27 protein-coding genes are annotated in these 23,276 nt (G+C 74.6%); 12 read left to right on the top strand and 15 right to left on the bottom strand.

Annotated features, from left to right (window positions below):
• Positions 1–14: 14 nt before the first annotated feature.
• Genes DQ244_RS09280 through DQ244_RS09270 form a run of 3 tightly spaced genes read left to right on the top strand, consistent with a single transcriptional unit; the run spans position 15 to position 1,950 of the window.
• On the top strand, positions 15–878 hold the full coding sequence (locus DQ244_RS09280; RefSeq protein WP_113811219.1) for a class I SAM-dependent methyltransferase: 864 nt from the start codon (positions 15–17) through the stop codon (positions 876–878).
• 4 nt (positions 879–882) lie between these two features.
• Positions 883–1,722, top strand: coding sequence for a spermidine synthase (locus DQ244_RS09275; protein WP_113811218.1), 840 nt, complete (start codon positions 883–885; stop codon positions 1,720–1,722).
• Between the two features lie 33 nt (positions 1,723–1,755).
• The gene (locus DQ244_RS09270; protein ID WP_113811217.1) at positions 1,756–1,950 is read left to right on the top strand and encodes a PspC domain-containing protein; all 195 of its coding nucleotides are present in this window, start codon (positions 1,756–1,758) and stop codon (positions 1,948–1,950) included.
• A 12-nt stretch (positions 1,951–1,962) separates the two neighbouring features.
• Here the strand turns inward: DQ244_RS09270 and DQ244_RS09265 are convergent, their stop codons facing one another.
• From DQ244_RS09265 to DQ244_RS09235, 8 genes are all read right to left on the bottom strand, one after another.
• Positions 1,963–2,247 (bottom strand): DUF2516 family protein, encoded by a 285-nt coding sequence (locus tag DQ244_RS09265; protein ID WP_113811216.1) that lies wholly within the window; start codon positions 2,245–2,247, stop codon positions 1,963–1,965.
• A 128-nt stretch (positions 2,248–2,375) separates the two neighbouring features.
• Positions 2,376–3,158 (bottom strand): hypothetical protein, encoded by a 783-nt coding sequence (locus DQ244_RS09260; protein WP_113811215.1) that lies wholly within the window; start codon positions 3,156–3,158, stop codon positions 2,376–2,378.
• 30 nt (positions 3,159–3,188) lie between these two features.
• Complete coding sequence (locus DQ244_RS09255) at positions 3,189–3,653, bottom strand: helix-turn-helix domain-containing protein (protein WP_113811214.1); 465 nt, start codon at positions 3,651–3,653, stop codon at positions 3,189–3,191.
• A gap of 87 nt (positions 3,654–3,740) precedes the next feature.
• Entirely contained in the window at positions 3,741–4,694 is a 954-nt protein-coding gene (locus tag DQ244_RS09250; RefSeq protein WP_113811213.1) for an asparaginase, read from the bottom strand.
• 14 nt (positions 4,695–4,708) lie between these two features.
• Positions 4,709–5,269 (bottom strand): aerial mycelium formation protein, encoded by a 561-nt coding sequence (locus DQ244_RS09245; RefSeq protein WP_113811212.1) that lies wholly within the window; start codon positions 5,267–5,269, stop codon positions 4,709–4,711.
• The gene (locus tag DQ244_RS19390; protein ID WP_158544505.1) at positions 5,266–5,409 is read right to left on the bottom strand and encodes a hypothetical protein; all 144 of its coding nucleotides are present in this window, start codon (positions 5,407–5,409) and stop codon (positions 5,266–5,268) included. Before DQ244_RS19390 ends, DQ244_RS09245 begins: the two co-directional genes overlap by 4 nt.
• Positions 5,406–6,509 (bottom strand): folate-binding protein YgfZ, encoded by a 1,104-nt coding sequence (locus DQ244_RS09240; RefSeq protein ID WP_113811211.1) that lies wholly within the window; start codon positions 6,507–6,509, stop codon positions 5,406–5,408. The genes DQ244_RS19390 and DQ244_RS09240 overlap by 4 nt, the downstream gene beginning before the upstream one ends.
• Positions 6,506–6,961: a Fur family transcriptional regulator gene (locus DQ244_RS09235; protein WP_113811210.1), complete on the bottom strand. Its 456-nt coding sequence runs from the start codon at positions 6,959–6,961 to the stop codon at positions 6,506–6,508. Before DQ244_RS09235 ends, DQ244_RS09240 begins: the two co-directional genes overlap by 4 nt.
• Before the next feature lie 38 nt (positions 6,962–6,999).
• Here DQ244_RS09235 and DQ244_RS09230 point away from each other — a divergent pair, with 38 nt between their 5' ends.
• From DQ244_RS09230 to DQ244_RS09220, 3 genes are all read left to right on the top strand, one after another.
• Positions 7,000–7,848 (top strand): aminotransferase class IV, encoded by an 849-nt coding sequence (locus DQ244_RS09230; RefSeq protein WP_113811549.1) that lies wholly within the window; start codon positions 7,000–7,002, stop codon positions 7,846–7,848.
• Between the two features lie 70 nt (positions 7,849–7,918).
• The gene (gene nhaA / locus DQ244_RS09225) at positions 7,919–9,295 is read left to right on the top strand and encodes a Na+/H+ antiporter NhaA (protein WP_113811209.1); all 1,377 of its coding nucleotides are present in this window, start codon (positions 7,919–7,921) and stop codon (positions 9,293–9,295) included.
• Positions 9,296–9,616: 321 nt separating this feature from the next.
• Positions 9,617–10,348, top strand: coding sequence for a hypothetical protein (locus DQ244_RS09220; RefSeq protein ID WP_113811208.1), 732 nt, complete (start codon positions 9,617–9,619; stop codon positions 10,346–10,348).
• Positions 10,349–10,364: 16 nt separating this feature from the next.
• On the opposite strand, the gene DQ244_RS09215 is transcribed toward DQ244_RS09220, so the two are convergent.
• Together DQ244_RS09215 and DQ244_RS09210 are read right to left on the bottom strand one after the other, a co-directional pair.
• Complete coding sequence (locus DQ244_RS09215; RefSeq protein WP_113811207.1) at positions 10,365–12,053, bottom strand: DUF885 domain-containing protein; 1,689 nt, start codon at positions 12,051–12,053, stop codon at positions 10,365–10,367.
• The gene (locus tag DQ244_RS09210; RefSeq protein ID WP_113811206.1) at positions 12,050–12,583 is read right to left on the bottom strand and encodes an FABP family protein; all 534 of its coding nucleotides are present in this window, start codon (positions 12,581–12,583) and stop codon (positions 12,050–12,052) included. Before DQ244_RS09210 ends, DQ244_RS09215 begins: the two co-directional genes overlap by 4 nt.
• Before the next feature lie 234 nt (positions 12,584–12,817).
• On the opposite strand from DQ244_RS09210, the gene DQ244_RS09205 reads away from it, so the two are divergent.
• Positions 12,818–14,578, top strand: a complete 1,761-nt coding sequence (locus DQ244_RS09205; protein ID WP_113811205.1) for a SpoIIE family protein phosphatase — start codon at positions 12,818–12,820, stop codon at positions 14,576–14,578.
• A gap of 111 nt (positions 14,579–14,689) precedes the next feature.
• Here DQ244_RS09205 and DQ244_RS09200 read toward each other — a convergent pair whose 3' ends face one another.
• From DQ244_RS09200 to DQ244_RS09180, 5 genes are all read right to left on the bottom strand, one after another.
• The gene (locus tag DQ244_RS09200; RefSeq protein WP_113811204.1) at positions 14,690–14,983 is read right to left on the bottom strand and encodes a DUF1416 domain-containing protein; all 294 of its coding nucleotides are present in this window, start codon (positions 14,981–14,983) and stop codon (positions 14,690–14,692) included.
• Between the two features lie 6 nt (positions 14,984–14,989).
• Positions 14,990–15,817: a sulfurtransferase gene (locus DQ244_RS09195; RefSeq protein ID WP_113811203.1), complete on the bottom strand. Its 828-nt coding sequence runs from the start codon at positions 15,815–15,817 to the stop codon at positions 14,990–14,992.
• A gap of 230 nt (positions 15,818–16,047) precedes the next feature.
• Entirely contained in the window at positions 16,048–16,416 is a 369-nt protein-coding gene (locus DQ244_RS09190; RefSeq protein WP_113811548.1) for a thioredoxin family protein, read from the bottom strand.
• A gap of 29 nt (positions 16,417–16,445) precedes the next feature.
• Positions 16,446–17,135, bottom strand: a complete 690-nt coding sequence (locus tag DQ244_RS09185) for a DUF2993 domain-containing protein (RefSeq protein WP_113811202.1) — start codon at positions 17,133–17,135, stop codon at positions 16,446–16,448.
• Positions 17,132–17,956: a hypothetical protein gene (locus DQ244_RS09180; protein ID WP_113811201.1), complete on the bottom strand. Its 825-nt coding sequence runs from the start codon at positions 17,954–17,956 to the stop codon at positions 17,132–17,134. Before DQ244_RS09180 ends, DQ244_RS09185 begins: the two co-directional genes overlap by 4 nt.
• A gap of 176 nt (positions 17,957–18,132) precedes the next feature.
• Here DQ244_RS09180 and DQ244_RS09175 point away from each other — a divergent pair, with 176 nt between their 5' ends.
• The 5 genes from DQ244_RS09175 (at position 18,133) to pstA (ending at position 23,265) form a co-directional block, all read left to right on the top strand.
• A complete protein-coding gene (locus DQ244_RS09175) occupies positions 18,133–18,909 on the top strand; it encodes a response regulator transcription factor (protein ID WP_113811200.1) in 777 nt (258 codons plus the stop codon).
• A gap of 7 nt (positions 18,910–18,916) precedes the next feature.
• Positions 18,917–19,813 carry a mycothiol synthase gene (mshD, locus tag DQ244_RS09170; protein ID WP_113811199.1) on the top strand — a complete coding sequence of 299 codons (897 nt, stop codon included), beginning with the start codon at positions 18,917–18,919 and terminating at the stop codon, positions 19,811–19,813.
• Positions 19,814–19,980: 167 nt separating this feature from the next.
• On the top strand, positions 19,981–21,108 hold the full coding sequence (gene pstS, locus DQ244_RS09165; protein ID WP_113811198.1) for a phosphate ABC transporter substrate-binding protein PstS: 1,128 nt from the start codon (positions 19,981–19,983) through the stop codon (positions 21,106–21,108).
• 127 nt (positions 21,109–21,235) lie between these two features.
• Positions 21,236–22,186: a phosphate ABC transporter permease subunit PstC gene (gene pstC / locus DQ244_RS09160; protein WP_113811197.1), complete on the top strand. Its 951-nt coding sequence runs from the start codon at positions 21,236–21,238 to the stop codon at positions 22,184–22,186.
• Positions 22,186–23,265, top strand: a complete 1,080-nt coding sequence (gene pstA, locus DQ244_RS09155; protein WP_113811196.1) for a phosphate ABC transporter permease PstA — start codon at positions 22,186–22,188, stop codon at positions 23,263–23,265. The genes pstC and pstA overlap by 1 nt, the downstream gene beginning before the upstream one ends.
• Positions 23,266–23,276 lie beyond the last annotated feature (11 nt).

The following is a 23,276-nucleotide window of genomic DNA, read 5'->3' as shown; positions in this document are numbered from 1 at the left end:
TACCCTCTGCACCGGTGAGCGAGGCGGGCAACGAGCACAAGCGGCGGGCCTCGCTGTCCCCGCAGCCGCAGCGTCGCGCCCCCCGCCTGGCCGCCGGCCGCGCCCGCGCGCTGGGCCTGCCCACCCGCGGCACCACCAACGCCAACCGGCTGCGCCGGGTCGACCGCTGGCTGGTCGCCACCCAGGTGCCGCGGCTGCGCGACTCCGCCCGGCCGCTGGTGGTGGACCTCGGCTACGGCTCGTCCGCGGTGACCACCCTGGAGCTCGTCGACCGGCTGGGGCCCGAGGTGGACGGCCTGGAGGTCGTCGGGCTGGAGATCGACCCGGAGCGGGTGACGGCGGTGGCCGCCGACCGCGATCCGCCGCGGGTGGACTTCCGACTGGGCGGGTTCGAGCTCGCCGGCCTCCAGCCGGTGCTCGTCCGCGCGTTCAACGTGCTCCGGCAGTACGACGAGGAGTCTGCCGCCCGGGCGTGGGACACGATGCGCGACGCCCTGGCCCCCGGCGGGCTGATCGTGGAGGGCACCTGCGACGAGTGGGGTCGCCGGTCGGCCTGGGTCGCGCTCGACGCCGGCGGACCGCTCACCCTGACGCTCGCGGCGCGGGTGTCGGACATCGGGACGCCGTCGGACCTCGCCGAGCGCCTGCCCAAGGCGCTGATCCACCACAACGTCCCGGGCCAGCCGGTGCACGAGTTCCTGCGCGCCTTCGACGCCTGCTGGGCCGCGGCGGCGGGGATGTCGACGTTCGGACCCCGCCAGCGCTGGGTCGCCGCCGTCGAGGCGCTCGGCGAGCAGGGCTGGCCGCTGGTGGGGTCGAGCCGGCGCTGGCGCCACGGCGAGGTGACGGTGCGCTGGTCGGCCGTCGCCCCGACCTGAGCCGATGCGGATCCCGCCCGGACCGACCCCGGTGGCCGGTGGCACCGCCGAGCTGCTGGGTGACGCCGACCGCGACGGTGCCTGGGTGCTGATGCTCGACGGCACCCCGCAGTCGCACGTGGACCTCGACGACCCGGCGCACCTGGAGTTCGAGTACGTCCGCCGCATGGGTCACGTGCTCGACCTGGCAGCGGAGCCGGGGGTCCCGCTCGACGTCGTGCACCTGGGCGGCGGCGCGCTCACGCTCCCCCGCTACGTCGCCGTCACCCGGCCGGGATCCCGGCAGCGGGCGGTGGAGATCGACCAGCCGCTGACCGACCTGGTCCGCGAGCACCTGCCGCTCCCCCGCGGCGCCCGCATCCGGGTGCGCGCCGCCGACGCCCGCGAGGCGCTCGGGACGATGCACCCCGGCAGCGCCGACGTCGTCGTCACCGACGTCTTCGCCGGTGCGCGCACCCCCGCGCACCTGACCACCGTCGAGTTCGCCGCCGAGGTCGCCCGGGTGCTGCGGCCGGGCGGTGTCCACGCGGCCAACGTCGCCGACGGCCCGCCGCTGCGCTTTGCGCGTTCCCAGGTGGCCACGCTGCGCACCGCGTTCGCGCACGTCTGCCTGCTGGCCGAGCCGGGGACCATGCGCGGTCGCCGGTTCGGCAACCTCGTCGCCGTCGCCTCCGACGGAGAGCTGCCGATCGCCGCGCTCACCCGGGCCTGCGCGCGGGACCCCATGCCCTCGCGCGTGGTGGAGGGCGCGGACCTCGACCGGTTCGTCGGGAAGGCCGCGCCGGTGGTCGACGCCGACGCGCAGCCCTCCCCCGAGCCGCCGGAGGGCGTGTTCGGCCGGTGACCGGGCCTCGCCGCCGTCCGTAGGGTGGGGAGGATGACGACACCTGCACCGCGAGGGCTGCGCCGCGACACGAGCAACAAGGTCCTCGGAGGTGTCTGCTCCGGCCTCGCCCGCCAGTTCGGGCTGTCCGTCGGCGGACTCCGCCTGGCCTTCGTGATCTCGTGCGTGCTGCCCGGGCCGCAGATCGTGGCCTACGCGCTGCTGTGGCTGCTCATGCCCGCCGGCTGAGCCGGCGGTCGGTCACCAGCTGTTGCCGCGGGGCAGGCCGCGCACCGCGGGGCGCACGTCGACCAGGTAGACGACGGCGGCGATGACCGCCGGCAGACCGAGGAAGCTGACCAGGCCGAACTGCCAGATGATGAAGGCCGCGAGCGCGGCGATCCCCATCCAGCCGGGCTTGGTCAGCTTCCCGGTGGCGACGAACGCGTTCGCCGGCCGGGTCAGCGCGTCCACGAAGGCCCAGACGGTCAGCGCCAGAGCGCCCCACGTCAGGGCGGTGAGCAGCAACCAGTCGAACTCGGCCATGGAGCAAGGCTACTCGCGGGAGCGCCCCGGTCCAGGCGCTGCCGCGGAGGGCCGGGGCCGGCCCCGGACGCGACAGGGCCCCGGAGCGCCGTAGCAGCTCCGGGGCCCTGGTCACGGGACCTGGTAGGTCAGTTCTTCTTGGCCGGCACGGCGGTCGGGTCGCTCCGGCGGGCGGTGCGGGCGCGGGTCACGCGGGCCGAGGTGGCCGGGGCCTTCTTGGCGGCGGCGGCGCTGTTCTTCTTCGGGGTCGCCTTGGCCTTGGGGGCGGGCTCCTCCTCGGCGACCTCGGCCACCGTGGCCTTGGTCTGCTCGGCGGTCTCGTGCACCGTCTCCTCGGCCTTGTGCGCGGCCTTGGCGACCTTGCCCGACGTCTTCTGGACGATCGAGGTGACCTCGTTGGAAGCCTCGGTCACGGCCTCGGCGGTCTCCTCGAGAGCCTCCTCGAGGGTGTCCTCGACGGTGTCGACGGCGGCCTCGGCGCGACGGATCACGCGACGGACGGCGGGCTGACGACGCAGCTCCTCGACGACCTCGGCGCCGCGCTCGGCCAGCGTCTCGACGGTGGTGGCGGCCTGCGAGCGGGCCACCTCGACCAGGCCGGTGACGGTGCTGCGCAGCGCCTCCGGACGGACGGCGGTGGCCAGCTGCTGCGCGGTGGTGCGGGCGGTGCCGGCGGCCTCGGTGGCCCGGGTGCGGGCCTCCTTCACCGCGAGGTCGGCCTGGACCTGCGCCTCGCCGGGCAGCGCCTCGGCCTGCGAGCGGAACGAGGCGAGCACGGTGCGGGCACGCTCCACGGCGAGGTCACCGGCGCCGACGACGGCCAGGAGGGGGGTCTTGGCCTGCTCGGCGAGGGTGCGGCCCTGCGCCACGGCGAGCTCGCTGTACTGCTTCACGGTCTGGGTGGGGGTCATGTCGACTCCTTGGGTGTGAGGGGTGGGGGTTCAGCCGGCGGCCGGCGACGTGGCCCGGTGCTCCCGGACGTAGGTCTCGTAGAGCTCGAGCAGCACGGCCTTGTGCCGTTCGGACAGCGCGTCGTCCGAGCGGATCGCCGCCACGGTGTCCGGGTTCCCGGAGCGCCGGTCGAGGATCCCTGCCTGCTCGTAGAGCGACTCGGCCGAGATCTTCAGGCCCCGGGCGATCGAGGCGAGGATCTCCGCTGACGGCTTCCGGAGACCCCGCTCCACCTGGGACAGGTACGGGTTGCTGACCCCCGCGCTGCGGGCCAGTTCGCGCAGCGACACCCGGGCAGCGCTGCGCTGCTCGCGGATGAAGTCACCCACCGACGAGCTGACCGCCGAGACGCTGGGCGCCTCCGCGACCGTCCCCGCCACGCTGCCTGCGACCCGGTCCACCGTGTCGCGGACCGTCGTCACCTGCTCGCGGACGAAGTCACCGGGGGTCTGCACGCATACGACGTTAGCCCCGGGTGCTAGCAGCTGCAAGCGGAGGAGCTAGCACACCGGCGTGAAGACCCTCACACCGGAAAAGGCACATCAGGCGTTTAGATCCGCGGATTCGCGGACGTCGCCGACCACGCCGTCGCCACCGGACACCGGCGTGCGCGCCCAGGGAGCAAGCACCTCGGCCGGGACGCCGAGCCGCCGGAGCCCGGCGGTGAGGGCGGGTGTGCGGCCGCGGTCGCCGCCGTCGTCCAGCTTCAGCGCCACCGCGCCGGCGCCCGGCAGCGCGGCCACGTGCACGCCGTCGGCGCCGCCCTTGACCAGCAGGCCGGGTACGGCGCGCATCAGGTCGGTGTCCTCGCGACCCGTGCCGGCCACGAACCAGGGATTGGCCCGCATGGCGTCGGCGACCGCACGCTCCCGCGATCCCTCGGCCGCCTGCACCAGCGAGAGCACGCCCCGCGCCAGACCGGTCACCGAGAGCGCGTGCTGGGGCGCCCCGCAGCCGTCGACGACGACCGCCGTCACCGGCTCGCCCGCCGCCTCGGCCAGCCGCGCCTCGATCGCCTGCTGCAGCGGGTGCTCGCGCGACAGGTAGCCCTCGGTGGGCCAGCCGGCGGCCACGCAGGCGGCGAGCATCGCCGCGTGCTTGCCCGAGCAGTTCATGGCCAGCCGCTCCGGCGCGCGGCCGGAGGCCAGCCAGGCGGCCTTCGTCGCCTCGTGCGAGGGCAGCGCGGGCGGGCAGCCCAGCGCCTCGGGGCCGAGCCCGGCTGCCTCCAGGATCCCGGCCGCGGTCTCCCGGTGCCCGTCCTCCCCGAGGTGCGACCCGGCCGCGATGGCCAGCTCCTCAGCCGAGGCGGGCGCCCACCCGGCGGCCAGCATCACCGTCGCCTGCACCGGCTTGTTCGACGACCGGGGCAGCGTGGGGCGGTCGACCGCGCCCGCGGCGAAGGTCACCTCACCCGCGGCGTCCAGCACGACCAGCGACCCGCGGTGCGCGGACTCGAAGAAGCCCGACCGGTGGACCTCGACGAGAACGGGGTTCACCGGCCAGTCGGCGTTCAGTGCCGGCCCTCGTCCGCGAGGAGGGCGGCGACGTCGGCCTCGCCGTCGCGGTACCGGCGGCCGAGCTCGCCGGCCAGTCCGTCCATCACCTGCTGGACGCCCCGCCGACGCTCCGACAGACCCTTCTCGGCCTCGGCCAGGGAGCGGGCGGCGGTCTCCAGCTTCTTGTCCGACAGGTCCGTGATCGCGGAGAGGTCGGCCCCCGGGGTCAGCGAGTTCACCCAGGACTCGTACTCCTCCGGGCGGGCCGGCTGCACCGTCTGGTGCCGGCCGAGGCCGTGGGCGGGGCCGCGGCCCTTCTCCGCGAGGATCTCCGGCAGCAGGTCCACCAGCGACCGGCCGTCGTCCTCGGCGCGCCGCTGCAGCTCCCGGCGCACGATGTCCAACCGCCCCTGGAGCAGGCGGCGGGTGTAGGAGAGGTTGACCTCCTCCTGCTCCGCCGCGCGGCGCAGCCGCCGCACCTCGCTCATCTGCAGCTGCGTGGCGTTCTCGAGGAACGACGGGTCCAGCAGCGCATCGACGGCGGCACCGCCGGCGGGGGACGGCTTCGGACTCACGGGGTGGCCTCCAGGGGCGTGATCCCCGGCATGGTCCGGGCATCGGCGGTGGTCATCGTCAGGCGCTGCGCCGGAGCGTAGGACAGCGACCCGGCCGGGCCCACCCGCAGGTGGTCGGCGGCCGGGGTGCTCCGGGTCACCGCCCGATCGTCGCAGACCGGACGGCGCGGATGCGGTCCCGCGCCGCGGCCCGGGTGTCGTCGAGCTCGGCCGGGGCGTCCTCGGGCTCCATCGCGGCGCTCGAGCCGCCCACGGTGAGGGCGGTGTCCGGCGCCACGGACTGCTTGACCAGCGCCAGCGCGACCACGCCCAGCTCGTGGTGGCGCACCACGGTGCCCACCCGGCCGACCGTCCGCGGGCCGGCGAGGACGTCGGCGCCGGGAGCGGGCAGGTCCTCGCTGATGCCGTCGAGGTGCAGCAGGACCAGGCGCCGGGGCGGCCGGCCCAGGTTGTGCACCCGGGCGACCGTCTCCTGGCCGCGGTAGCACCCCTTCTCGAGGTGGACGGCGGTGCTGAGCCACTGCAGCTCGTTCGGGATCGTGCGGTGGTCGCTGTCGACGCCGAACCGCGGGCGCCGGGCCTCCACCCGCAGGGCCTCGTAGGCCGAGGAGCCGGTGGGCCGCGCACCGGCGGCGAGTAGCCGGTCGGCCGTCGCGGTCAGCTCGGCCCGGGCCACGAGGACGTCGAACACCGCGGACCCGCCGTCGCCGAGCGGCGGCATCCGGCGGACGAACCCCGCGCCGGCGGGCGCGACGCCGTACTCGCGCTCCGGCGCGGGCAGCCCGGCGGCGGCCAGCACCCCCGGCGCCTGCGGACCCACGACGCCCAGCACCGCCCACGCGCCGGTGACCAGCGCGGGCTCGACCCGCAGCATGAACCGCATCCGCTCGAGGAAGGCCAGCAGACCCGCGCCCGTGCCCGGCTCGACGTCGGCCCAGGTGGTGCCGGCCAGCTCCGCCACCACCAGGTGGTGCTCGACGTGCCCGTTCGGCGACAGCACCAGCGCCTCGCTGCCGGCGCCGTCGGCCATGCGCTCGAAGTGCTGGCTGGTGATGCTGTGCAGCCAGGAGAGCCGGTCGGCCCCCGGGACCACGAGGACGTCGCGGTCGCTGCGGTCGACCAGCCCGGCGCCCTCGGCGAGGGTCCGCTGCTCCCGCAGGGGGTCGCCGTAGTGGACGGCGACCGAGCCGCTCTCCTCCTGGACGGCGCCGGGGAGGGACAGCAGGGGCGAGGCGGTCACGGTTTCTCCTGAGCTCGGTCACGGCAGTCGCGGCACGTGCCCGACAGGGCGACGTGACCGACGTCGACGGTGAAACCCAGTTCGGCCGCCAGACGTTCCGCCGCCTCGTCCAGGAGGTCGGGGGCGGCCGAGGAGATCTCGCCGCAGGAGGCGCAGACGACGTGCAGGTGCGGGCGCTCCGCGGCGTGGTAGACCGGCGCCCCGCGCCCCAGGTGGGTGTGCCACACGAGGCCGAGGCTCTCCAGCAGCTCGAGGGTGCGGTAGATCGTGGAGGTGTCCGGCGCACTGCCGCCGGGGCCGGCCTCCTCGCGCAGCCGGGCGCCGATCGCCTCCGGCGTCGCGTGCGCCAGCGCGCTCACCGCGGCCAGCACCCGCGCCCGCTGGGGGGTCAGCCGCAGGCCGCGCGCCCGCAGCTGCTCGGCGAGCGGCGCGGCGATGTCCTCCGGGCCCATGCGGGCAGCCTATGCCGGGCGTGCGGCAGGCTGGGGGCGTGAGCGAGCAGCGCAGGGTCGCGGTCTGGCGGAACGGCACGGCGGTCGCGGTGCCCGCCGAGCAGCCCGTGGTGACCGCGTTCGACCAGGGCCTCGCCCGCGGCGACGGCGTCTTCGAGTCCGTGGCCGTGGTCGCGGGGCGCACGCCGCACCTCGACGCGCACCTGGCCCGGCTCACCCGCTCGGCCACCCTCCTCGGGATCCCGCACCCGGGCGACGATCCCTGGCGCGCGCTGGTGGCCGCGGTGCTCGGCGACTGGCCACCGGCCCTCGAGGGCGTCTGCCGGCTGTTCCTCACCCGTGGTCCGGGCGACGGCGCGGCGCCCACGGCGCTCGCCCTGCTGGCCGCCGTGCCCGAGGAGACGCTGCGCCAGCGCACCGAGGGGATCTCGGTGGTCAGCCTCGGGCTCGGCGTCCCCGCGGACTTCCGCGCCACCGCCCCGTGGCTCCTCGGCGGCGCGAAGACGCTCTCCTACGCGGTCAACATGGCCGCCCAGCGGCACGCGCACCACCTCGGCGCCGACGACGTCGTGCTCACCAGCCTCGAGGGCCGGTTGCTGGAGGGGCCGACGTCGACCGTCGTGTGGGCCGCGGGCGGCACGCTGCACACACCGCCGCAGGACAGCGGCATCCTCGCCGGCACCACCCAGGCCCGGCTGTTCGCGCAGGCCGGCGCGGAGGGCTGGCCGACGTCGGTCACCGCGGGCACGGTCGATGACCTGCACGCCGCGGACGCGGTCTGGCTGCTCTCCGGGGTGCGGGGCGCGGCGGCCGTGCACACCCTGGACGGCGTCCGCCGGGGCGACGCCGGCCTGTCCGCCCGGGTGCGGGAGCTCCTGGACCGGTAGCCTGACCCGAGGTGCGCCGGGAAGTCTGGTCGGCAACGTCCTCGTCGACCCTCCCCCCGGAGCCGCCCCCATGACCTCCACCGCCTCCAGCCGCCTCTTCGGGCGTGGTTCCTGGACCGAGGCCAGCCGAATCGCCTCGGTCCTGCGCAAGGAGACGGTCGGCGGCGTCCTGCTGCTGATCGGCACCGTGATCGCGCTGGTCTGGGCGAACTCGCCGTGGGCGGAGGCCTACGAGTCGCTGCGGGACCACCGGGTCGGGCCGGCGTCGCTGCACCTGGACCTGCCCCTGGGCACCTGGGCCGCCGACGGGCTGCTGGCCATCTTCTTCTTCGTCGCGGGGCTCGAGCTCAAGCGCGAGTTCGTCGCCGGTGACCTCCGCGACGTCCGGCGGGCCGCACTCCCGGTCGCCGCGGCCGTCGGCGGCATGGTCGTGCCGGGCGTCCTCTACGTGCTGCTGAACCTCGGGAGCGACGGCGGGCTCCGCGGGTGGGCCATCCCGACCGCCACCGACATCGCCTTCGCGCTCGCCGTGCTCGCCGTCATCAGCACGCACCTGCCCAGCGCACTGCGCACGTTCCTGCTCACCCTCGCCGTCGTCGACGACCTCCTGGCCATCACGATCATCGCGATCTTCTACACGTCGTCCCTCGCGGTGACCCCGCTGCTGCTGGCCCTGATCCCGCTGGCGCTGTTCGGCCTGCTGGTGCAGAAGCGGATCCGGTCGTGGTGGCTGCTCGTCCCGCTGGCGGTGGTCACCTGGGTGCTGGTCCACGAGTCCGGCGTGCACGCGACGGTCGCCGGCGTGCTGCTGGCCTTCACCGTCCCGGTCGTCCGGAGCCAGGCCGCGGGCGGTCCGGACGCCGGCCCCGGCCTGGCCGAGCACTTCGAGCACCGGATCCGCCCCATCTCGGCGGGCGTCGCGGTCCCGGTGTTCGCCTTCTTCGCCGCCGGCGTCACGATCGGCGGCCTCTCCGGGCTCACCGAGTCGCTCACCGACCGGGTCGCGCTCGGCATCGTCGTCGCGCTCGTGGCCGGCAAGACCATCGGCATCACGCTCGCCACCTGGCTGGTGTCCCGCTTCACCCGGGCCGAGCTGGCCGACGACCTCAGCTGGTGGGACGTGATCGGCCTGGCGCTGCTGGGCGGGATCGGCTTCACCGTGTCGCTGCTCATCGGCGAGCTCGCCTTCGGGCAGGGCAGCGAGCGCGACGAGCACGTGAAGGTCGGTGTCCTCGTCGGCACGCTGACCGCCGCCCTGCTGGCCACCGTCGTGCTGCGGGCCCGCAACCGCATCTACAAGCGGATGGAGCTCGAGGAGACCTCCGACATCGACCACGACGGCATCCCGGACGCCTGGGACACCGTCGACGACCGGGCCGACCACGAGCTGGACAACCCCGGCGACACGCCGCCCGGTCGCGTGGCCAGGCCGTTCGCCGACAGCTGACGAATCCGGTTGCACCCCCGGCTCTCGCGGTCGTACTTTCGTCGTACACGAGAGAGGAGGTGGTCCGTAACTTGCTGAGCTACAGGACTCGTGAGGTGGCTGTCCGCTAGCCGCCGTCCAGATGGGCCGCCCGTCCGGCGTGGAAGCCGGACGAGAGGCACGAATCGCCCGTCCGTCGTACGGCGGCGAGCGAGAACCGGACAGTCACCCGACCCCCGGGCCGCCGACCATTGTCCAGTCGGCCCGCGTGCTGCTCCCCCTCTCCGAGGGCTGGGCGCCGCGGAACAGCCCGGGGGTTGTCCGTTCTCCGGGGGAGGTCAGGTGCAGCTCGGCGGGCTGCCGGTCGAGCAGGACGTCGCCGTGGGCGCCTGGGTCGCCGAGGCCGTGGGGCGCGCGCACTGGAGCACCGTGGGATCGCTCGTGCCGCCGCTGTTCCCGGCCTACGCACGCGTGCTGCACCCGGCCTACCGCTACGACGGCGACGACGACGTCGAGATCGGCTGGGCCGCCGTCGCGGCGCTGAACGGCACCACGGCCCACCCGCGGATGCAGTGGCCGGCCGTCACCGGGGGGTGGGAGTACGTCAGCGAGGACAGCCAGCCGCCCACCTGGGACGGCACCCCCGCCGAAGGCCACCTGCCCTGCACCGTCGCTGCCCGGATGGCCGCCGTCCTCGCCCGGCACACCACCACGCCGCAGGACTGCCTCTTCGGCCGCTGGTCGGGCTTCGGCTACGACACCGGCGAGCTCCGCGGTGCCCCCCGCCTGCCGCTCCCCCGCGCCCGCGACGTCGTCCTCGTGCGGGGCGCCGTGGGCGACGCCGTCCGCAACCTGGCGCCCGAGCCCTCCGAGCAGAGCGCCAACCTGTGGTGGCCGGCCGACCGCGCCTGGATCGTGGCGACCGACATCGACCTGATGAGCACCTACGTGGGCGGCACCGAGGCGTGCATCGCCGACCTGCTGGCCGCACCGGGCCTGGAGGTCGTGCCGGCCGAGCCCGGCGACCGGGTCGGCCACGCCGACGACCCGGTCAACCCCGTCCCGCCCCGCTAGCGGGACGCCTCCGCGGCTACAGCGCCGCCAGCTCCGCCTCGAGGTCGTCGAGGCCGAGCGACCCCTGCGACAGCGCCGCCATGTGCCACGCCTTGAGGTCGAAGCCGGCACCGTGGGCCCGCTGCGCCGCCGCGCGCCCCTGCAGCCAGGCCCGCTCGCCGAGCTTGTAGCTGATCGCCTGACCCGGCAGGCCCAGGTAGCGCACCAGCTCGCTGTCGAGGAAGGCCGGATCGGCGCCGGAGTGCTCGCCCAGGAAGGCCCGCGCCAGCTCCGGCGTCCAGGGCCGGCCGCGGTGCTCGGCGAGCACGCCCTCGGCGTCGTCGGGCACGGGCAGCTCCAGGTGCATGCCGATGTCGATGACCACGCGGACCGAGCGCAGCTGCTGCGCATCGAGGAAGCCCAGCCGCTCGCCGGGGTCGGTGAGGTATCCCAGCTCGTCCATGAGCCGCTCGGCGTAGAGCGCCCACCCCTCGACGTTGGCACCGACCGAGCCCACCGACGTCTGGTAGGTCGAGAGCTCGCCGGAGACCAGCGCCCACTGGGCCAGCTGCAGGTGGTGACCCGGAACGCCCTCGTGGTACCAGATGGAGACGAGGTCCCAGAGCGGGAACCGGGTACGCCCCAGCGTCGGCAGCCAGGTGCGTCCCGGTCGGGAGAAGTCCTGCGCCGGGCGCGTGTAGTACGGCGCGGCGGCGCTGCCGGGCGGCGCGATCATCGCCTCGACCCGCTTCACCGGCTCGGCGAGGTCGAAGTGCGTGCCGTCCAGCGCGGCGACGGCGTCGTCCATCATCTGCTGCAGCCGCTCGCGGACCGCCTCGACGCCCTCGACCGCCGGGCCGTGGGCGGTCAGCCGGCGCATGGCTTCCAGCGGGGTCGCGCCGGGCAGCACCTTCTCCGCCTCGGTCCGCTGCTCGGCCAGGATCCGGCGGTGCTCGGCCCAGCCCCAGGCGTAGGCCTCCTCGAGCCCCCGCCCGGCACCCAGGTCCGACCCGGTCCAGCGGCGGGCCGCGACCGCGTAGCGCTCGCGGCCGACGGCGTCCGGCGTGCCCTCGGCCAGCGGGGCGTACTCGTCGCGCAGGAAGTCCCGCATCCCGGCGACCGCGTCGTCGGCCGCCCGCGCCGCCGACTCGAGCTCCGGGCGCAGGCTCTCCGGCCCGGCGGCCACGAAGCCGGCGAAGTACGGGCCGGCGAGCCACTCGTCGAGCTGGGCGACGACGGTGCGTACCTGCCGGGGCGCGACCAGCAGCCCGCGCCGGCCCCCCTCGGCCAGCGTCTCCCGGTAGCCGCGGTATGCCTCCGGCACCCGCGCGAGGCGGCGGGCGAGGACGGACCAGTCCTCCTCGTCGACCGCCGGCATCATCGAGAACACCTGGCGGACCGAGTGGATCGGCGTGAACAGGTTGTTCAGCGAGCGGAAGCCCTCCCCCGCCTCGTGCGCGGCGAGCTCGGCCTCCAGGCGCTCGCGGAGCAGGCGGGCGCACCGCCGCTCCACGGGGTCGTCGTCCAGCGACGGGTCGGCGGCCAGCACCCGGTCCAGCTCGGCCAGCGTCTCGCGGGCCAGCTGCGCCTCGGCCTCCAGCCCGGCGGGGCCGGTGTCCGGCAGCCGGTCCTCGCGCGGGCGGGTGCCCAGTGCCGTGCCCAGCGTGGGATCCAGCTCCGTGGCCGCCTCGACGTACCGGTCGGCCACGCGGCGGGGGGTGGTCAACGGATGCGCTCCAGGCGGGCCGACATGGTGGGGCGCAGCGGGCCGTCGCCGACGGCGCGGTCGATGGCGTACATGAGCGCCCCCTCGACGATCCCGTAGAGCCGCACCGACCGGGTGACCTCGGGGGCGTCCGGGGTGCGCGCGACGACGTCGCTGGAGAGCTCCCAGCTCGTGGTCGTCCGGGCGGTGCCGACGTAGATCTCCAGGAGCCCGTCGGGGGCGGCGACCAGCAGCTCGACGTCGTCGTTCCCGCGGGGGCGCCAGAAGCCGGACTCCCGGACGTCGGGTCCCACGATCTTCCCGTCGTCGGTCAGCCGCCACGTCCGCGACTCGTAGGCGAGGAACCCCCGCCCGTCGTGGGCGAACCGCACCCACTGACCGAAGCGGTGGTCACCGCCGGTGCCCGCGGCCTGCCCCTCGCCGTGCCACTCGCCCAGCAGCGGCAGCACCGACAGGATCCCCTCGGAGACCTCGACCCCGCTGCGGACGTCGGCGGTGTCGGGGACCGGCAGCTCCGTCTGCTCGCTCATCGCCGCGCCGCCGGGGGACGACGGGCCAGCCGGAGGGCGCCGTAGCCGGAAGCGAGCGCTGTCATCGCGGTCAGGGCGACCAGGACCCAGGCAGAAACCATGGCGACCACCGTAGTGACGCGCCGGGCCGCCCGTTCGCACGGTGGGCTACGCGACAGGGAAGCTCGATGGTGGACCGGGGCGTTGTGGGGCAGGCTTGGACGACCACGACGCGAGCGAGGAGAAGTCATCGAGATGGCCGAGGCCGGCCCCGGCAGGACGGTGCCGACCACGGAGGACGAGGCGCTCCCCGGAACGCCGTCCTGGTACTCCGTGCTGCACGACTCCGCCTTCATGTTCGCCTCGGTCTGCGACCTCGGGGGACGGCTCCTGACCAGCAACCTGCTGGCCGTCGAGGGCTGCGGGTTCGACCGGCACGAGCAGCTCGGCCGGCCTTTCTGGGACACCGGCTGGTGGGCCGGCAGCGTCGAGGTGCAGGACCAGGTGCGGCGCTGGATCTCCTCCGTCGCCCGGGGCGGGGAGCCCGTCCGCGCCACCACCCCCTACTTCCTGGCCGACGGCACCGAGCGCGTCGCCGACTTCACGCTGCAGCTGGTGCGGGAGGGCGACAAGCCCCAGTACCTCCTGACCACGGGCATGGACATCACCGACCGGCTGGAGACGGAGCGCACCGTCGCCGAGGCGCGGGCCGCCGGGGCCGAGGCCTCGACCCTCCGCCGGGTCGCGGCCAGCCGGGCCCGGGACCTGGAGTCGCTCCAGGAGACCGAGGCCAAGCTGACCCGGGCGCTCGCGATCAGCGACCGCGTCCTGGCCAACGTCGCCGACGGGATCTACGGCCTGGACGCCGCGGGACGGGTCGAGTTCGTGAACCCTGCCGCCGTCCGGCTCACCGGCTTCTCCGCCGCGGAGCAGCTGGGCAACGACCAGCACGCGCTGATCCACGGCCACCGCCGGGACGGCAGCCCCTACCCGCGCGAGGAGTGCCCGGTCTGGCGGGCGCTGCGCAGCGGCCGCACGGTCGTGTCCGAGGACGAGACGTTCTGGCGCCGCGACGGCTCGGCGATGCCGGTCGAGATGGTCGTGGTCCCGACCGTCGAGGACGGCGTCCAGACCGGTGTCGTCGTCTCCTTCCGCGACCTCACCGAGCGGCTGGCCGCCCAGCGGCAGGCCGCGGAGCTGGAGGAGCTGGCCCTCCGCGCCGCGAGCGACCGGGCGCTGTCCGACCGGCTGCAGCAGTCGCTGCTCACCCCGCCGCCGGAGCCCGACCACCTGCAGATCGCCGTGCGCTACCGCCCCGCCGCGCACGAGGCGCAGGTCGGCGGGGACTGGTACGACGCGTTCCTCCAGCCCGACGGCGCCACCATGCTGGCGATCGGCGACGTCGTCGGGCACGACAGCAACGCCGCCGCCGCGATGGGGCAGCTCCGGGGTCTGCTGCGCGCGCTGGCCTACGCCTCCGAGGCCGGGCCGGCCGAGGTCCTCACCCGGGTGGAGCACGCCGCGCAGGGCCTGGCGGTCACCACCCTGGCCACCGGCGTCCTGGCGCGCATCGAGCGCCACCCCGACGTGCCGGTCGCCGGCGCCCGCCTGCTGCGCTGGAGCAACGCCGGCCACCCCCCGCCGCTGCTGCTGGCCCCCGACGGCACCGTCACCGAGCTGGTCTCCCGGCCCGAGCTGATGTTCGGCATCGATCCCGACGCGGTGCGGACCGACCACGTGCTGGACCTGCCCGACCACCACACCCTGCTGCTGTTCACCGACGGGCTGGTCGAGCGGCGCGACATCGACCTCGACGAGGGCACGAGCCGGCTGCGCGAGGCGCTGGGCGACCTGGGCGAGCGGCCGCTGGAGGACCTGCTGGACGAGGTGCTGGCGCGGCTCGTGCCCGACGCCGGTGCCGACGACGTCGCCATCGTCGCCGTCCGCACCTTCCCGGAGGACCGGCCCCGGCCGCCCGAGGCGGGGCCCAACCGGCTGCCGCCCGGCCTGGACTGAGAGACAGGACAGCGCCCGCCCGGCGGATGCCGGGCGGGCGCTGCGACTGGTACTTCCGGCCCCGTCCAGAGGCTCACTGCGAGCGTGCGAGCGGTGAGGAGGACGGGGTCCTTACTCGAGCACCACGGTCGTCTCGTTGAGACCGGTCTCGGCCTCGAGCACCCGCTGCCCCTTGCCCGCCGGAGCGAGCGCGCGCAGCTTCCACTCACCCGGAGCGGCGAAGAAGCGGAACTCGCCCTCGGGGCTGGTGACGACCTCGGCGGTGAACTCGTCGGTGCCGTCCAGGAGCCGGACGTAGGCACCGGCCACCGGGGCACCGTCGTGCCAGACCGAGCCCTGGATCACCGTCTGCGTGCTGAGGTCGATCCCCGCGAGGGAACCGCCCTGCTTCGGCGCACCGCACATGTCAGCTCACTTCTCGATCGGGACGCCGACCAGCGAGCCGTACTCGACCCAGCTGCCGTCGTAGTTCTTGACGTTCTTCTTGCCGAGCAGCTCGCTGAGCACGAACCAGGTGTGGCTCGACCGCTCGCCGATCCGGCAGTAGGCGATGGTCTCCTTGCTGTCGTCGAAGCCCTGCTCGCCGTAGAGCGCCGCGAGCTGCTCGTCGGACTTGAAGGTGCCGTCCTCGTTGGCCGCCTTGCTCCACGGGATGTTGATCGCCGTGGGCACGTGGCCGGCGCGCTGCGACTGCTCCTGGGGCAGGTGCGCGGGCGCCAGGATCTTGCCGGAGAACTCGTCGGGCGAACGCACGTCGACGAGGTTCTTCGAGCCGATCGCGGCGACGACCTCGTCGCGGAAGGCGCGGATCGACAGGTCCGGCTCGGAGGCGGAGTACTGGGTGGCGGGGCGGTCGACGGCGTCCTTCGACAGCGGGCGGCCGTCGAGCTCCCACTTCTTGCGGCCGCCGTCCATCAGCTTCACGTCGCCGTGGCCGTAGATCTTGAAGTACCAGTAGGCGTAGGCGGCGAACCAGTTGTTGTTGCCGCCGTACAGCACCACGGTGTCGTCGTTGGCGATGCCGCGGCTCGACAGCAGCGCCTCGAAGGCGGTCTTGTCGAGGTAGTCGCGGCGCAGCGGGTCCTGCAGGTCCTTCTTCCAGTCCAGCTTGACGGCGCCCTCGATGTGGCCGCCGTCGTAGGCGCTGGTGTCCTCGTCGACCTCGACGAAGACGATGCCGGGCTGGCCCAGGTTCTCCTGGACCCAGTCGACGGTGACGAGCACGTCGTTGCGGCTCATGGGTGTGTTCCTCCGGATGTCGGTGTGCGATCGGTTCGGCGGTGCGAAGAGGACGCGGATCGCTCGAGCGCGGGACTCACGGGAGAAAGGGGCATCCCGGCGGCGCGGAGAGCGCGTCCGGACGGCGCTGTGCCGCCCTCAGAGGGCCGGACAGAGGCAGCTGCCGACGCGGCACAGGTCAACTGTGCGGCGAGAGGTCAGCAGGATGCCCACGGCGCGAGGGTAACGGATCACGACACGCCGCCGTTCCGGGCCCCGACGTGGGCGTCCACGACGGCCGACAGCTCGGCCGGCCGCGGAGCGCCGGACCTGCGCCGGACCACCGTCCCGGTGCGGTCGAGGAAGAAGAGCGTGGGCGTGACGCGGACGTCGAGCTCGCGGACCTCCTGCAGGTGGCTCTCGGCGTCGACCTGCACCACCGCCAGCCCCGGCCGGGTCGCCTGCAGCTGCCGGAGCCGGGCCTTGGTGGCGCGGCACGGCCCGCAGAAGGCGCTGGAGAACTGGACGACGGTGAGCTCCGCGTCGGCGGGGCGGACCCCCAGCCGCCCGAGCACGGCGGCACTGCTGCCGTCGTCCTCCCGCGCCGGAGCCCCTGTCACCTCCGGCACAACCGGGCGCGGCGGCCGGGCTATTCCGCCTGCAGGACCGTGTCCTCGGCCTCGGCGCGCACCTCGACACCGTCCTGGGCCGGCCGGACGTCGGTGAGCCGGAGCCCGAAGGGCAGCTCGATCGGGTAGCGCAGGTCGAGCAGGTCGCTGGCCTGGTCGACCAGGAACCCGGGGAGCTCGACCCCCGCGCCGGAGGCCTGCCGCACGTCCACGACGAGCACGTCGCCGTCCAGGCTGACCGTCCCCGCCGCCGTCAGGGGCAGCGTGTAGCCGAGCAGGTCGACGGTCCGGGTGATCCGCAGCCCGTCGCCCTCGGGGCGCAGCGTGGTGTTCCCGCCCAGCTCCGCGGCCAGCAGCTCGTAGGACAGCGTGGCCGTGCCCTCGATGCGGTCGACCGGGATCGACCGCACCGAGCCGGACAGCGCCGCGGACAGGGGCAGCTGCACGCCGCGCAGGACGACGTCGGCCTCGGTGCCCGCGGGCTGCCCCAGCTGGTCGGCGGTCAGCGAGATCCGGACCTCGTCGTACCGGCCGCCCAGGGCCTGGGTGAGGAAGGGGAAGCCACGGATGTCCACCGACGGCTCCCCCGCCAGGCCGCCCTCGGCCGCGAGCTGCCGGGCCACCTGCCCCTCGGCGATGTTCACCGCGACCCGGTCGAGCAGCAGGCCCAGCCCCAGAAGGAGGACGAGCAGGACGACGAGGACCTTCACAGCACCGTCAGCAGGCCGAGGGCGACCGGGGCCGCCGGGGCCAGCGGGAGCACGACCTGGACGACGGTCAGCACCCACGGGGAGATGCCGTCCGGCACCCCGTCGTCCCCGGCCTCGACGGCCATGTAGCTCGTCGCGACGGCGACCAGCGCGACCACGCCGGCGACGACCGCGCCGACGAGCAGGGAGCGGTACATGCCGAGGTCCGCGAGGCCGCGGACCGCCCAGGCCACCGCGGCGCCGGCCAGGACCGCCAGGACCAGCCCGGCGAGGCCGCGCGGCACGCCCTCGGCGACGACCGGCCGGGGCAGCACCTGGTCCACGAGGTGACCGACCACCAGCGCCGCGCCCGCGGCCAGCCCCGTGACCACCAGCCGTCCCTCGTCGGAGCGGCCGAGGAGGAGGAGCGCGGCGAGCGCGGCCACCGCGGTCATCAGCAGCGCCGCGCCGGCCAGCGAGTCGACCAGGTGGTGCCGCGGCGACCGCAGCATCTGCTGGGCCACCGACGCCAGGAAGCCCACCGCGAGCACCCCGATCAGCCCGCCGAGCTCAGGCCGCTCCGGCAGGACCAGCGCGAGGTCGGCGGCCACGGCGGTCGCGGTGCCGACCGCCAGCGAGGCGGTGGCGCCGCGCATGCGGGCGACCATGACCCAGGAGAGCACCAGCGCCAGCTGGAGCACGAGGACCGCCGCCAGCGCGCCGACACCGCCGAGCACGGCGGGCAGACCGGCCAGGACGGCGGTGGCGAGCGCCGCCAGCCCCGCCGCGGGCAGGTGGTGCGCCTGGCCCGGCGTCGCGGGGAGGACGGCGGGAGGGCTCACGACCCGATCGTCTCAGAAGTCCGGCGTCCTCTCCGCTCGACGAGCGGAGCCGTCGCGACCCGTTCGCGTCGGCGCTCCCCCGACGACCGGCGGGTCGGCTATCCTGCCCTCTCACCTCGACAGCGTCGTCGTAGGTCCGGCCGGCGACCGTCGGCCCTGGACCCTGAGGAGACGACATGCGACTCGTGCTCATGACCGCCGCCCGTCAGGCCACGACCGAGGTGCTGCCCGCCCTGGGACTGCTCCCGCACCAGGTCCGCGTGGTCGCCCCCGAGCTGTCCAGCCTGCTCGAGGGCGATGGGGTGGGCTACGGGGATGACGTGATCATGGTCGACGCGCGCCACGACCTCATCCGGGCCCGCACGCTCTGCGGCCTGCTCTCCTCCACCGGGGTCGCCGCCTCGCTCGTCGCCGTGCTGTCCGAGGGCGGCCTCGTCGCGCTGTCGGCCGACTGGGGTGTCGACGACGTGCTGCTCGACACCGCCGGTCCGGCCGAGGTCGACGCCCGGCTGAAGTGGGCCAGCGCCCGCCGGCTGGCCGCCACCACCCCCGTCGACGGCGCCGAGGGCGGGCTCACCCAGGCCGGCGAGCTGGTCATCGACGAGCACAGCTACTCGGCCAAGCTGCGCGGGCGCTCGCTCGACCTCACGTACAAGGAGTTCGAGCTCCTCAAGTACCTCGCCCAGCACCCGGGCCGGGTGTTCTCCCGCGCCCAGCTGCTGCAGGAGATCTGGGGCTACGACTACTTCGGCGGCACCCGGACCGTCGACGTCCACGTGCGCCGGCTGCGGGCCAAGCTCGGCACCGAGCACGAGGCGCTGATCGGCACCGTGCGCAACGTCGGCTACAAGCTCGACCAGCAGGTGGCCGACGCCACCGCCAAGGCCGCCCAGGCCCCCGCCCCCGCCCCCGCCCCCGCCCCCGCGGACCGGGCCGGCGCCGAGCTGGTCTGATGGCCGGGTGAGCCAGCCCATCGCCGTCGACGAGGTCCTCGAACTCCTGCGCGCCGCGGCCGCCGCCGACGGCGTGCGCCCGGTCTCGGAGGAGGCCGAGCTGCGGCTGCAGCACCGGGCGGCCGGCGGCTCGGACCTCGTCGTCCGCACCGACGACGGCGCGCTCGCCGGCTACGCCCGGTCCGACGACGGCGTCGCGGAACTGGTGGTGCACCCGGACCTCCGGCGCCGCGGCCACGGCCGCACGCTGCTGACCCAGCTCCTCGATCTCGCCGGCGACCGCTCGCTGAGCATCTGGGCGCACGGCGACCTGCCCGGCTCCGCGGAGCTGCTGGCCCCGCACGGCTTCGAGCGCGCCCGCGTGCTGCTGCAGATGCGCCGCGACCTCGCCGGCATCGACGCCGACCCGCGGCCCGAGCTGCCGGCCGACGTGCGGATCGTGCCCTTCGTGCCCGGGCGCGACGAGGAGGCGTGGCTGCGGGTCAACGCGCGGGCCTTCTCCTGGCACCCCGAGCAGGGGCGGATGACCCGGGCGGACCTCGAGCTGCGCGAGGCCGAGCCGTGGTTCGACCCGGCGGGCTTCCTGATGGCGTGGCGGGGCGACCCTGATTCCGGGGCCGAGCTGCTCGGCTCGCACTGGACCAAGGTGCACCCCGCCGGCGACGCGGGTCCCCGGCCCGTCGGGGAGATCTACGTGCTCGGAGTGGACCCCGACGCGCAGGGCCTGCGGCTGGGCCGGGCGCTCACCGACCTCGGCCTCGCCCACCTGCGCGGGCAGGGCCTGGACGAGGTGCTGCTGTACGTCGAGGAGGACAACGACCCAGCGGTCCGGCTGTACGAGGGGCGCGGTTTCACCCGGTTCGCCGTCGACGTCTCGTGGCGGCGCGAGCCGGCCGTCCGCTGACCCTCCGACAGGCGTTCATCCCCGCGGGTGACGGGCACCACCCGCACCCGGCGAAGACCTCAGCGGTCGTTCACCGTGCGTTCACCGAACGCCGGGCAACGCGCCACCTCGGCTCCCTAGCGTCTCTCCCGACGGTCCATCGCTGCCCGGACGACAGGTCCGGGCCCATGTCGAGAGGCACTGAGTTGAAGCTCCGCACCAAGACGCGCGCCACGGCCCTGACCGTGGCGCTCGCCGGCACCCTCGCGCTCGCCGCCTGTGGTGCAGCCAACGAGCAGGGCAACGAGGGCGGTGGCGGCGACGACCAGCAGTCGCTCAGCGGCGACCTGGTCGGCGCGGGCGCGAGCAGCCAGCAGGCCGCCATGGAGGCGTGGCAGGCCGGCTTCCAGGGCGAGTACCCGGACGTGAACTTCAGCTACGACCCGGTCGGTTCCGGTGGCGGGCGCGAGCAGTTCATCGCCGGCAACACCGACTTCGCGGGCTCCGACGCCGCGCTGGACGAGGAGGAGCTGGCCGCCGCGCAGGAGCGCTGCGCCGGGGGCGAGATCTTCGAGCTGCCGAACTACATCTCGCCGATCGCGGTCATGTACAACCTCCCCGGCGTCGACGAGCTCAACCTGGTGCCCGCCACGATCGCCGGCATCTTCTCCGGCGCGATCACGAACTGGAACGACCCGGCGATCGCCGCGGACAACCCGGACGCCACGCTGCCGGACCTGCCGGTCACCGCCGTGCACCGCGCCGACGACTCGGGCACCACGGACAACTTCACCGACTACCTGTTCCAGGCCGCCGGTGAGGTCTGGACCTCCGAGCCCGACGGCGTCTGGCCGCTCCAGGGCGGCGAGGCCGCCAACGGCACCTCCGGTGTCGTGGGGGTCGTCGAGGGTCGCGAGGGTGCGATCACCTACGCCGACGCCAGCCGTGCCGGTGATCTCGGGGTGGCCAGCGTGCGCGTGGGCGAGGAGTTCGTCGCGCCCACCGCCGAGTCCGCCTCCGCCGTCGTGGAGAACTCGCCCGCGGTCGAGGGCCGCGGCGAGTACGACTTCGCCATCGAGGTCAACCGGGAGACCGAGGGGTCGGGCGAGTACCCGATCGTCCTGGTCAGCTACCACATCGGCTGCATCGAGTACGACGACCAGGCCGCCGCGGACAACGTCAAGGCCTTCATGGAGTACGTGATCAGCGAGGACGGCCAGGCGGCCGCCGAGGAGAACGCCGGCAGCGCGCCGATCTCCGACGCCCTCCGCGAGCAGGCCCAGGGTGCGGTCGAGGCGATCACCGCCGCGAGCTGAACCAGCCCGCCATGATGGCCCGGGACGTCCTCGTGACGTCCCGGGCCATCGGACCGCCCGGCCCGGGGCGGGGCGGACCGTCCCGGACCAGACGTACCCATCCACGAACCAGACCCACGGAGCAGCGGTGACCGCCACGAAGGCCCCGTCCGAGCCCACGCAGAAGCCGGCCGTCCGCCGGCCCGGCGACCGCATCTTCGCCGGCACCGCCAAGGCCTCCGGCATCCTCATCCTGCTGGTCCTCGCCGGGGTGGCCGCCTTCCTGATCGGCGAGGCCATCCCCGCGCTGACCGCTCCCGCGGAGGAGATCCCCGGCGGCGAGGGTCTGGCCGCCTACATCGGGCCGCTGATCCTCGGCACGCTGATGGGCGCCCTGCTGGCCCTCCTCGTGGCTACGCCGCTCGCCGTCGCGATCGCGCTCTACGTCACCTACTACGCCCCGCGGCGGATCGCCGCCGCCATGGGCTACGTCATCGACCTGCTGGCGGCGATCCCCAGCGTCGTCTACGGCTTCTGGGGTCTGGCGGTGCTGGCGCCCGCCCTGCGGCCCTTCCACACCTGGGCGGCCGACACGCTCGGCTTCATCCCGTTCTTCGCCGGCCCCGCGTCCTCCACCGGCCGCACGATGTTCACCGTCGGCCTGGTGCTCGCGGTGATGATCCTGCCGATCATCTCGGCCATCTCGCGGGAGGTGTTCAGCCAGGCCCCCGCCCTCCACCGCGAGGCGGCCCTGGCGCTGGGCGCCACGCGGTGGGAGATGATCCGGATGGCGGTGCTCCCCTACGGCAAGTCCGGCGTGATCGCCGGAGCGATGCTGGGCCTGGGCCGCGCGCTCGGGGAGACCATGGCCGTGGCCATCGTGCTCTCGGGTGGCGCCGGTGCCACGCTGACGCTGATCAGCTCCGCCAACCCCTCCACGATCGCGTCGAACATCGCGCTGAAGTTCCCCGAGGCCACCGGCATCGACGTCAACACGCTCATCGCGAGCGGCCTGGTGCTGTTCGTCATCACGCTCGGCGTGAACATGCTCGCCCGCTGGGTCGTCAACCGCCGCGCCGACTTCTCCGGAGCCAACTGATGAGCACCCCCACCCGGATCGCCCCCGAGGTCCCGGCCCGTCCGACCGGGCCCGTCCGCACCCAGCGACGGCTGCCCCGCTTCGCGCCCCTGGGCCTCTACCTGGCCGGCCTCGCCCTCGGTGCGGCCCTCGCCGCCCTGACCGGCTCCGGCCTCACCACCGCGGTCGTCTACGGCGTCGTCCTCGGCACGCTCGCGGTCTTCGTCGCCTCCCGGATCGTCGAGGGTCCGCGCAAGGCCACCGACCGGCTGGTGACCGCCCTGGTCACGACCGCCTTCGGGATCGCGATGGTGCCCCTGCTGTCGCTCGTGTGGACCGTGCTGGACAACGGCCTGCCCCGGTTCGACGCCCAGTTCTTCACCAACTCGATGTACCGCGTGGTCGGTGAGGGCGGCGGCGCCTACCACGCCATCCTCGGCACGCTGATCATCACGGCGCTGGCCACGGCCATCTCGGTGCCCATCGGCCTGATGACCGCCATCTACCTCGTGGAGTACGCCCGGGGACGCCTCAAGAAGTCGATCACCTTCTTCGTCGACGTCATGACCGGCATCCCGTCGATCGTGGCCGGCCTGTTCGCCTTCGCGCTGTTCACGCTGCTGTTCGGCGGCGGCGTCCGGCTGGGCGTCATGGGCGCGGTCGCGCTGTCGGTGCTGATGATCCCGGTGGTCGTGCGCTCGTGCGAGGAGGTCCTCAAGCTGGTCCCCAACGAGCTGCGCGAGGCCAGCTACGCCCTCGGTGTGCCCAAGTGGCGCACCGTGGTCAAGGTGGTGCTGCCGACCGCGATCGCCGGGCTGGGCACCGGCATCACCCTCGCCGTCGCGCGCGTCGTCGGCGAGACCGCGCCGCTGCTGGTCACCGTCGGCCTGATCACCGGCACCAACCTCAACCCGTTCGACGGGCGCATGGCGACGCTGCCGGTGTTCGCCTTCTACCAGCTGACCCAGCCGGGTACCGCCACGCAGGCATTCCTGGACCGCGCCTGGACGGGCGCCCTCGTACTCATCATCCTGGTCATGGCGCTCAACGTCGTCGCCCGCCTGATCAGCCGATTCTTCGCGCCCAAGACCGGTCGCTGACCGATCCCGAG

Source organism: Blastococcus sp. TBT05-19 (assembly GCF_003319095.1).
In the GTDB taxonomy this organism is placed as follows: Bacteria; Actinomycetota; Actinomycetes; order Mycobacteriales; family Geodermatophilaceae; genus Blastococcus.
Note: the sequence above shows the minus strand (reverse complement) of the source record. Positions and strands in the feature narration are given on the sequence as shown.